We start from the raw sequence: 11,236 nt of genomic DNA, 5'->3' as shown, positions 1-11,236 counted from the left end.
TGTTTGCGGTAAATCCGTATCTGTTTATAGACATCTACAGTTTACACGGTAAATCCACGTTTTTACATTCATTCGTGGAGGTCGTTTCATATTGTCTTAATAAATACCTGTTGTCGATTGGTCTCCCGACGATTCAGTAAATAACCAAAGTTTTTATGAACAAAAAAAGAAGCATGATTTTCAGTCTTAAAGAACATTGACTGAATAATCATGCTTTCCTTCGACCATTACCGCATCGGACGGTAATTTTTCAGATTTTAAAAATCTATCAGAATCTCCCTGATACCGGTTTTTCCTATAGGAGCGGAAATAATGCCGTTCTCTTCAAGTCTGTCAGCTATTCTGCTGGCACGGTTGTAACCAATGGCAAAATGACGCTGAATGACCGATACACTGAAATTCTTATTGGCTCTCTTCAGTTCTCCGCAGAATTCCACCACACTGTCATACATGGCATTATCACTTGACGATGATGACGCAGATGCGACACCGGCTCCTGCCGACATTCCGGAAAGATCCTCCTCCTCACCGTAATTGTTGATTACATCAACATATTCAGGGGTACCACGGGCTCTCCATGCATCGGCAAATGCGTTAACTTCCTCGTCGGAAATGAATGCACCGTGGGCTCGTCTGGTAATATTTGTACCGTCATTGAACTTGATGAGCATGTCACCGCGGCCAAGAAGTGACTCTGCACCGCCCTCATCAATGATAATGCGGGATTCCATATAGGACTTAACCTTAAATGAAATCTGACTAGGGAAGTTACTCTTGATGATACCGGTAATAACCTCCTTTCTAGGAGACTGGGTGGCCAGAATCAGATGGATACCGCAGGCTCTCGCCTTCTGTGCCAGACGGGCAACCAGACTTTCAAGTTCACCTCTCTGCTTTGCCTTCTGCATGATGAGATCCGCAAATTCATCAATAACAATGAGAATATACGGCAGAGGCTTGAGTGCCGGAGCTTCCATATCCATGCTGTCTGACGGCTTCCAGGTAGGGTCCTTGAGAACCACGCCCTTTGCAAGATTACTGCTGATGATTTCATTATAGTTGTCAATGGCTCGCACACCTATTCTCTCGAGAAGCATGTAGCGGTGATCCATTTCATCACACGCCCACTTGAGCACGCCCATTACCTTCGACATGTCCGTAATGATAGGAGTAAGCAGATGCGGAATGTCCCTGTATACAGAGAATTCCAGAATCTTTGGATCCACCATGATGAGTCTCAGCTTGTCCGGAGTAAGCTTCATGAGGAGGGACACCAGCATGGTGTTGATACCAACGGACTTACCTGAACCGGTAGTACCGGCAACAAGAAGATGCGGAGCCTTGGTTAAATCGTAAAGCACCGGATTTCCTTCAACGTCCTTTCCGAGGCATACCACAAGATTGCCCTTGGCCTTTGCAAAAGCTTCGGATTCAAGCAGTTCTCTCATGTTAACGGTATGACGGTCACTGTTAGGTATTTCGATACCGACATAGGCAGTTCCCGGAATTGTAGGAATCACGCGGGCTGACGGCACAAGAAGACTTCTTGCAAGATCCGCACTGACTCTCTGAATCTTATTCAGCGGGGTAGTGCCGAGATCCAGGAAGAATCTTGTAACCACCGGACCTGTCTTGTAAAGTTTTACCCTTCTGCTGCGGCCGTATTCGTCAACTACGGTTTCCTCAGCAACATGAGCTTCTATGCGATACTGCTCCAGAGCATTGTCAAGTCTGGTGATCATGGCCTGAATGTCAGCTTCCTTTACCGCAGCCTGGGCAGTAGGTGCCTTGAAAATCGCGGTGCTCGGGAATGTAGGCAGATTTCCGCTCTCATCGTATTCGTAATGTCCCTGTCTGTATCTTATGGCATCAGGCAGATCGTCATGACTTACAAACCTTGCTCCGTCCGCATTGCGCTGAACGGAATCTCTGTCGAATCCCGTCTGTTCACGGTACTGGGCTGCAGATGCCTGACGTGAATCGGCCTCGGATTTGGCACTTTCGTTTTCATTTACAATGGTAAATCCGGCAGGTATAGGTCCGAACTCATTCCCTGAGTTGCTCTGCTGAATTGCCGCAAAATCAATAACGTTTCCTGAAGCGGCTTCCCTGTCCTTAATGTTCTGATTACCGGCCATGTAAGGAGAAGCCCCGATTTCACCTACAGCCCTTAAGAAAGCTTCGGTCTTTGAATCAGAACCTTCCGCAGAACTGCCAAATGCGGATCTTTCCTCTTCGGCGTAAGGATTATAACCGGAGGATGCACTGTGAACCGCCTCGCCCAGTGAACGGTTAGGGGTATCATCAAAACTTCCGAAATGAGGCTCAACCCTGCCGAAGGAATCTTCCTCTGCATGCTTTGAAGCCTCAGCCTTCTGCGGAAATCTTTCTGCGGCAGCATCATTCTTCAGAGTAAATCCCTGATCCCCGTCCGGATTGAAATTGGTAAGTCCCCTGTCATCAACAGTCTCAGCACTGAAATCAATGCCTGAATCTGCTGAATTTTCTGAAGCGGAATCCATACCAGCCTGCTCCGGTAAAGAATCAGACTTGTCATCCCCGTGCGGAGGAAGTACGTATGATGACGCATACTTAACAGGCTCTCCCAGAGTGGTCGGTTCGCCCTGAGCAGTTCTTATCTCACCTGCCCTGGCCTGGTCAACCTTTTCTGGAGTCTTTATCGGAGACGGTCCTGGAGCCGCATATTCCGCAAATCTTCCGGTATTCTGCTGTACCGGCTGAGCCTGGTTCTGAACAGGAGGAGCCGGAGGAACTGACGCACCTCGATACTCAGGAGGAATGTCACCTGCCATTGAACGAGCTACCTCAGGAATAACTGATGCAGCCGCAGCTGCTGCCATGTCAGGATAACTTGAAGCAAATGATGCTCCCGGTACCGAATTTCCGGCCTGAGCGGCGCCGTCAGGTTTTCCGTTTCCCCGAACACTGTTCTGAGAAAGGAAACCGTCCACTGCATCAAGGTCAAGAGTCGGTTCCACCCTGCCTTCCGAAACCGGTGCAGACACCGAAGAAACCTCCTGACGAGAAGCCTCAGGGTTGGCGGTACCGAGCCCCGGAATTATAAGGTCATCGGCGGCACCTGCTATATTAGGCTTGGCAAAATCAGCAGCTTCTCCGGAAAAAGCCTGACTGCCGGAATAAGCCTCCGCAGAAGCAGTCTTTTCAGCGGCTGATGCAGCCGCAAAACCTCCGTCAGACACGAGATCCTTAGGCACTTCAATGTTTTCGCTGTCTTCAGGTGAGTCCAGTTCAATGTCAACCAGGTTAAATGATACGTCGGTATCAGAAAGCTCTTCACCGTCATCGGCATACAGGCCCTCGGCACTTATGTTTCTGCCGTCGGTATTGCCCCTGAAAAGATCACGGAGATAACTCATGCTGTTCTTGAAATCAAAAACGGCAAGAACAATTGCCCCCACAGCCCCGCAGATTGATGTGAGTGACCAGCCGGTACTGCAGATGATACCGATGATAAGCAGAACGATGTAGATGAGAATGGTTCCGTTATACCCCATCATGGTGTGAAGCATGTCGTAGAATATTACGCCTACCTGCCCTCCTCCGGCAAAATCGTCACCTTCAAGGAATGATACCTTGGTTGCAAGGGCACAGAGTGAAATGATGACAAGATTCAGCCCGACGATACGCACACCGGCACTGCCGAAATTGTATCGTAAAAGTGAAGACCCTCTTGCCAGAAGAATGTTTCCAACATACAAGAGCAGGAACGGAAGAATGTAGGCACACTTACCGAACCACTGAAACATGTTTTCCGAAACCCTGGCACCGATATAGCCCATGGCGTTATTTATTCTGGTTGAATTTGCCAGATCCTGACTCCAGTTGTTGTCATCAGCGCTATGGCTCCATAATGCACACAACAGCAGGATGAATGAAACCAGAAGGAGCATGAAGATAATTTCCTTTACAATGCCCTTTGAGAGAGCATTTGGATTATTACCGCCTGAAAACAAAATACACCGCCTTTAAATATCCGTAAAATCCGTCACCTTCCTGTTAACATGAAGGTAACGAAACACAAACATGTAATAAAATTCTATAAACAAAAAACCATGGTAATTATAAATGAATCCTGATGATATAACAATTTTGAAAACATTATCAGAATGAAATAAAGACGGGCAATTCAAATTATTAAGCGACAGGCATTTCCGAAACGGGGAAGATGGCTCTTCCTGAGGAAAAATCACCGCCGTGGCCCCGCCTGATCCCGTGGCCGGTATATGAAGTTTCCATATTTTCAGCGAAACGGGAATTTTTGGAGGTTTGGAGGTTAAAAACGGAAAAAGCCAGTAAATCCACAGATGGAGATCATGGCATTTATGCATGAAAAAATTTTTATCCGGTACCCGGCCTCATCCTTCCATGCTGTCAAGAACAACGCATGACTGAATTTCGGCGATTCCAGGCTGCTTCATGAGTTCATTCTGCACAAAGTTGCCATACTCATTGACATCCCCTACCCTCACCTTAAGAATGCAGTCAAAGCACCCGGTGATGAACAGACATTCGAATATTCTGGAATCAGCGGACACGAATTTTCTGAAGGAATCCATTACTCCGGCCACGCTCTTGTCGAATTTTATCATTACGGTGAAAAGAACGGAGCGCCCCAGAAGACTGTAATTGAGAAGAGCCGTATAACCGCTTATATACCCTGCGTTCTCAAGCGAACGCACGCGTTCAAGACACGGTGTGGGACTGAGACCTATCTTTTTGGACAGATCAACATTTGAAATTCTGCCGTTTTTCCGCAGTTCAGTCAGAATCTTAAGATCCGTTTCATCAAGCCCCTTCTGATGTCTAACGTTTCTGCTAAATTCCACGCTCCTGAAAGCTTCCATACTCTTATCCATATCTCATACCATCTCATCGTGCTGTCATACAGTCATGTCCGGAATAATCCGCGGCTTCGCCTGCCGGCCGCGGATGGTCCCCCTACATTCGGTTTTACCTGTCGGAACTGCCTTTAAGAGACTTATCCGAAATAAGAACCAGAATGGAATGGCTGGCGACATAGTAGTTGTGACCAATCTTTACCATTTCTTCAGGTTCAGCGGCAAAATCCAGAGGTGGCGGAAGAGACGTATCAACAACTCTGCGCCATTTCAGACTGTGATTGCTCGGCACGTTAGGAATCTTAATGTGCAGGCCTTCCCAGTATGAGTTAATGAACATGTAGTAGTATGATTCTGAAGACTCAGAGTACACGCACATACCGATGGAATGGGATGACGGAGACCAGTCAGGCTGGTACGGTTCAACCCCGTGCCAGGTAACCTGGTTCTTTTCTATGGCATCAGCAAGATTTCTGATGCTGAGCTTATCCTGATCCACACGGGTACCGCGATTGACTCTGGTTGATATCAGCTTGCGCACGAAATTGAACATTTCCTCGCCGCGCTTACTTCTGTTCCAGTTGAGATAGCTTATCTCATTATCCTGACAGTATGCGTTATTGTTGCCGTTCTGGGTGCGGAGCACCTCGTCCCCCATGAGAATCATCGGTGTTCCCATGGCATACATGTTAAGAAGCATCATGTTCTTAACCTGACGCATGCGAAGCTTCAAAATTTCAGGATCCCTGGTTTCACCCTCAACGCCGTAGTTCGAGCTGAAATTGCAGCTGTTACCGTCATTGTTGTGTTCACCGTTGGCCTCGTTATGCTTCTGGTTGTATGACACCAGATCCCACAGAGTAAAACCGTCATGACAGGTAATGAAGTTTATGCTCTTCTGCGGATCATCATCTATGTTGCGATAGATGTCCGGGCTTCCCAGAAGACGGTTCACCAGACGGTGAATCATGTTCTCGTCACCGCGGATAAAACATCTTATGTCGTCTCGGAACTGTCCGTTCCATTCACGCCACTTTCTTCCTGCCATGCGCCCCACCTGATAAAGTCCGCCGGCATCCCACGGTTCCGCAATGAGCTTGACCTTTGCCAGACGCGGATCGGTGGCAATAAAGAGCGTGGTCGGAGGATCGTTCAGAGGTTCACCGGTTGTTGCTCTGGAAAGGATTGAAGCCAGATCGAAGCGGAATCCGTCAACATGCATCTCTTCGGTCCAGAAATGCAGGCTGTCCATAATCATTCTCTTAACCACCGGATGGCTGGAATTCATGGTATTGCCGCAGCCGCTGTAGTTCATGTAACGCTGGCCTTCATCGAGAATGTAGTAAGCTCCGTTGTCCAGTCCTTTAAATGAGTAAATCGGTCCGGTTTCACCGCCTTCCGACGTATGGTTGTACACCACGTCCAGAATCACCTCGATGCCGGCTCTGTGCAGGGATCTTACCATGTCACGGAATTCATCAAGAGGTCCGTAAACGCTTTTGTTGGACGAATAATCTCCGTGGATGGCAAAGAAGCTCATCGGGCTGTAGCCCCAGTAATTCTGCTTGCCTGGAGAGGCATCAAATCTGTCAAACTGGAATACGGGAAGAAGCTCCACGGCATTCACGCCGAGTTCCTTAAGATAAGGAATCTTTGAAATAACACCTTTGTAGGTTCCGCGGATTGAGTCCGGAAGACCGGAGCTTTTATCCTTTGTAAACCCGGCCACATGCATTTCGTAAATAACGCTTGAAGTCTGATTTCTGTTAAGGGCCTCATCTCCGTCCCAGTCGTACTTGCTCATGTCGACTACAACGTTCTTGGCACAGAAAATCTCATTTGAACCTACAAACTGGTTAAAGGTACGATTGTAGTTATCAGGAAATACGATTCTCTTTCCGTAAGGGTCAAGAAGCACCTTCTGCGGGTCAAAAATCATTCCCGGACGGTTGTGCAGGACCTCCTTCACTCTCCATCCGTAGTGCTGACCGTCCGTAAGCCCCTTTACAAAAACATGCCAGTAATATGAACTGCGGTGTTTGGCGGCGGTAAGCTCAATTATCTCCGGCTCCCTGTCATTGACATCCTTGAAAAGAAGAAGCTCCATAACCTTGGCGTTACGGCACCATATGGCGAAATTAACGCCCCCCTTCTCTACGGTTGCCCCCAAATCACGACAGTGACCACTCAGTATATCTCTTTTATGTTTATGAATCATAAGAAATCCGTTCTACCATGACATCAGGTGATTTCACGGTACCTGTTTATGCAAAAAATATCCAAGAAATACTTTCAGTTTTATCGTTATTACACCTTGTTCAAAATTGATATCTGTTACGTAACGATTATCTGATTCCGCTTTCTTTCGTTCACTAGTCCCATGGTTTCTGCGGATTCACAGTTGACTTAATCAGAATCAATGAGTTTTTATAATCAGTGTTATTTTTTATTATTGGTTTTGTTTTTTTATCTGCCGTACATGACATTCAGTATTCACATACGTTTTTAATTCCACACTGATACTGCTTCATGCCCCCCGTCAGGGGGGTCATGCCATTTATTTTTCATTTCTCATTTCTGTTGTTATGTTTGCAGAGGTCACTCACGCGACATACGCATAAACTTCGGCCGCACCGGAAAAAACCGGCAGGAAAAGTCCATAATCGTCGCATGAAAACCTTTACAGTTAGAATTTTATCCTATAAACAGCCAAAAAAGAAAATAATTATGCACCAAAACACCTTTTTGCATATTTTATATTCTGTTATGCCGTCCGACTCAGCAAAAATGCAAAGATCCGTATCAAAAAACAAGTATAATTTCTTAACCTTCGTCACGGTATTACCATACATATCAAGTGTAAATATTGTTTTATGGTCTATCCCCCGCGGAAACGTGCAGTATTTCCAATTCAGACTGGCAGCTTCACTCAGGTATCGTCATATGTTTTAATGCACGAATTCCGTAGAATAAGATTAAAATTTATTTCCAAACGGAATTTTTCAAGTAAAATAAAGTCTCAATTCAGGAACGGCATACAAATACCGTCCTTTGTCGTCAGACATTACTGAACCGGACATAAGCGGTTCGGGGCATTTCTGCCGACTGGCACCTGACAGTACCGCTACGGAAAACAATCATGAACATATTCAACTTCAGAAAGAAACACGGTAATTCAGCATCCGAATCCCTTATGAATTCCCATGCCGGATTCTTCTTAAAAGTCCTTACCGGCCTTTCAGCCGTCACTGCAGTATCCTTTATTCTCATGCTGTCAAATCCTGCGGAAGCTGCGGATCACGGCCGTAAAGCAACCGGTCACTACAGCTACACATGCAAAGTCATCAGGGTTCATGACGGTGATACCTTCAGATGTCTCGACGGAAAAAGAAAGGAGCACAAGATAAGACTAATCAACATTGATGCTCCGGAGAAAACTCAGCAGTACGGGGAAGACGCAACTTCATACCTTAAAAGCAGAATTCTGAAGAAAGACATCACAGTTCAGGTATCGTCAAAAGACAAATACAGGCGGGAGCTGGCCCTTATCTTCGTAAACGGAACCAACATAAATAAGGAAATGGTGGCTACCGGCAATGCCTGGGCATTCCGTAAATATCTGCCGGAACATGACAGAAAGGAATACATAAACCTTGAAAGCGGAGCAAGAGCAGCAAAACGCGGTTTATGGAAATATCAGAACCCCGTGGAACCTTCAGAATACAGAAAAGCCCACCGCAGCTCTCAGAACACAGGTAAAAGTCACGGCAGCAGAAATCACGACAGAAGGAAAAAGTCTCACCGTTAAAAGAACATCCGCCGGTCGGTAAAAGCTCCTTTACGGTAAATTTTTCGTTGTATTCATCCCCATCGACCGGCTTACGGAATATTTATGGCAGCCACAAAACAGTTTTCAAATCTCTATATCTGTGAAAAGCCGTCACAGGCAAGGGATTTGGCAAAGGTTCTCGGTCTCGGAACAAAACATGAGTACCACATCAGCAGCAGTGACGGCACCGTTGGAGTAACCTGGTGTCTCGGCCATCTTTTGGAACTCTACCTGCCTGACGAGTATTCCGACAGTTGGAAACGCTGGAGTCCTGACACCCTGCCGATAATTCCCGAAACGTGGAAATACAGGGCAAGACTTGCCAAAAGAAAGCCCGGATCGAAGGCAGCCCCACGCAGGGATCCGGAGGTAACAAAACACCTGCAGGCCGTCAAGAAGCTTATAGCAGCAGCCGAACTTATAACGATAGCAACCGACTATGACCGGGAAGGTGAAGCGATAGCGAGACTCATTCTTGATGAATACGCCAAATATAAAGGTCCGTTAAAAAGACTCTGTCTTACGGCTCTCGATGACAAATCCATCAGAAAATCCCTTGCAGCCGTAAAGGAGGGAGCTGAAACCTTCAACCTGTACATGGCCGCCCTCGCCCGTTCCCGTGCCGACTGGCTGGTTGGCATGAATCTCTCCCGTCTCTTTACCATTGCATCTGCCACCGGCGGCGAAAGAACGGTGCTGAATATCGGCAGGGTCACAACTCCCACCATTGCCCTGGTGGTAAAGCGTCAGGAGGAAATTGAAAATTTCGTGCCGAAGCAGTATTACATACTGAAAGCTGACATGAGCTTCGCCGGATGCCGTTATACCGCCAGATGGGCTCCCGGTGATGACGCACTTGATGCCGACGGCTACGTCACCAATCCCCAATACATGACGGAGCTCATGGACAAGCTCAGCACAAGCCCCTTCGTTGTTGAAAAATACACGTCCGGAAACAAAAAACAGAAGGCGCCGCTCCCGTTTGACCTTACGACCCTGCAGCAGTTTGCCAACAGAAGATTCGGGTATACCGCCAAAAAGACGCTGGATACGGCCCAGTCACTGTACGAAAAGAAACTTACCACGTATCCGCGTACGGACTGCAGATATCTGCCGACCTCTCTTCACGGGGAAGCTCAGGAAATCATAACCGCATGTACCGGTGACGGATATTTTGACCATATTAGGAAAGACATAGATCCGTCTGTACGTCACTATGCTTTCAGCACCGGAAAGGTTACCGCACACCATGCCATTATCCCGACCTCCGTCTCCATCACCGGACACCGACTGTCACAGGACGAAATGAATATCTATAACCTCGTAAGAAGTTCTTTTATTGCCCTGTTCATGCCTGAAGCCGTACTTAAACAGGCTGCCATAACGCTCAATGCAGCCGGAGAACACTTTCATGCAAAGTCATCCGAGCTTGTCATTCCCGGCTGGAAAGCCCTGTACATGCCACATGACAAATCCAGGACCGAAGCTTCGGACACCGGAACCGGATCAGACGATGGACAGGACTACAAGAAGAAGGAAAACGATGATGGCGAAGGCACCGCAAAAGAGGAAATCAACAGGGCCCTGCCTGTGACTGCGGTCGGAGACATTCACACGCTTGAAATGCTTAACCCCGGAATAGAAACCACCAAACCTCCGCAGCCCTTTACTGAAGCTACTCTTCTCGGAGCCATGGAAAACATTGCAAGATACGTTACCGATCCTGAAGACAAGAAGATCCTGAAGGAAACCGACGGACTTGGAACTCCCGCAACTAGGGCCGACATCATAGGCAATGCCGTTGCCAGAGACTATCTCTACTATGCCGGGAAGCATATTCTGCCAACAGAAAAGGGCACATCCATGATTCACGCACTTCCTCAGATAATCAAGGACGTCGGCGTTACCGCCCGCTGGGAAAAGGGACTTGAAATGATTGCCGCAGGGAACATGGACTATGACAGATTCATGAGGCACATTGAGGGCTGGATCGGCAAAATCATCGATGATAACCGAAACATCTCCATACACATTGATAAGAGTTCGGTTCAGAAATCATCCGTATCCGGAACCGGCTTCCGTTCATCCGGAACAGGCAGAAAAAAATATACCGGGAAAAAAATCTCGGCAGCGGCCGGAACGAAAACATCATCAGGCAGAAGAACCGGACTGAGTTCAGGTTCAGGACGTACGAAAAAAACTCCGGCCGGAACAAAATCTGCAGACAACGGCACATCCCGTCGCAGAAAATTTGGTTCTGTTATGAAACGACCTTTGTCAAGCAGAAATTTAGGCAAGACATTTTCCTCAGTGTAAGCACGGCATTGGTTACTCTGTTATACGTGGATTGGATACCTCAGGTCAATGGTTCGCTGCGAATTCTATTTGTCTTTTGTCGAGGATCACTGTTCATAGTGCCATCATAGTTACATCGTAGATAATTCAAACCTTCTTGATGAAAAACGTCTTATCTAAATCACTGTCAGTTTCAGATGTTAAATAATCACATCCGGCTATAAATTTACTC

Annotated in this window: 5 protein-coding genes; 2 read left to right on the top strand and 3 right to left on the bottom strand. The window is 47.1% G+C overall.

The features are described 5' to 3' along the window. Positions 1-257 precede the first annotated feature (257 nt). The 3 genes from QZU58_RS08965 to glgX all read right to left on the bottom strand — a co-directional run bounded on the left by QZU58_RS08965 (position 258) and on the right by glgX (position 7,098). Positions 258-3,995, bottom strand: coding sequence for a DNA translocase FtsK 4TM domain-containing protein (locus QZU58_RS08965; RefSeq protein WP_294496160.1), 3,738 nt, complete (start codon positions 3,993-3,995; stop codon positions 258-260). A 402-nt stretch (positions 3,996-4,397) separates the two neighbouring features. Beyond that, on the bottom strand, positions 4,398-4,898 hold the full coding sequence (locus QZU58_RS08960) for a winged helix-turn-helix transcriptional regulator (RefSeq protein WP_294461750.1): 501 nt from the start codon (positions 4,896-4,898) through the stop codon (positions 4,398-4,400). A 94-nt stretch (positions 4,899-4,992) separates the two neighbouring features. Beyond that, entirely contained in the window at positions 4,993-7,098 is a 2,106-nt protein-coding gene (glgX, locus tag QZU58_RS08955) for a glycogen debranching protein GlgX (RefSeq protein WP_294496158.1), read from the bottom strand. 921 nt (positions 7,099-8,019) lie between these two features. Here glgX and QZU58_RS08950 point away from each other — a divergent pair. Further along, positions 8,020-8,688 carry a thermonuclease family protein gene (locus tag QZU58_RS08950; RefSeq protein ID WP_294496156.1) on the top strand — a complete coding sequence of 223 codons (669 nt, stop codon included), beginning with the start codon at positions 8,020-8,022 and terminating at the stop codon, positions 8,686-8,688. Between the two features lie 84 nt (positions 8,689-8,772). Beyond that, entirely contained in the window at positions 8,773-11,025 is a 2,253-nt protein-coding gene (locus QZU58_RS08945; protein ID WP_294496155.1) for a DNA topoisomerase 3, read from the top strand. Positions 11,026-11,236: the final 211 nt, after the last annotated feature.

Source organism: uncultured Ruminobacter sp., from assembly GCA_902764345.1.
GTDB lineage: Bacteria > Pseudomonadota > Gammaproteobacteria > Enterobacterales > Succinivibrionaceae > Ruminobacter.
Note: the sequence above shows the minus strand (reverse complement) of the source record. Positions and strands in the feature narration are given on the sequence as shown.

What these genes read in the sequence shown, in the direction of transcription:
- QZU58_RS08960 (WP_294461750.1), bottom strand. Translation starts at nt 4,898, where the DNA reads ATGGATAAGAGTATGGAAGCTTTCAGGAGCGTGGAATTTAGCAGAAAC.
- glgX (WP_294496158.1), bottom strand. Translation starts at nt 7,098, where the DNA reads ATGATTCATAAACATAAAAGAGATATACTGAGTGGTCACTGTCGTGAT.
- QZU58_RS08950 (WP_294496156.1), top strand. Translation starts at nt 8,020, where the DNA reads ATGAACATATTCAACTTCAGAAAGAAACACGGTAATTCAGCATCCGAA.
- QZU58_RS08945 (WP_294496155.1), top strand. Translation starts at nt 8,773, where the DNA reads ATGGCAGCCACAAAACAGTTTTCAAATCTCTATATCTGTGAAAAGCCG.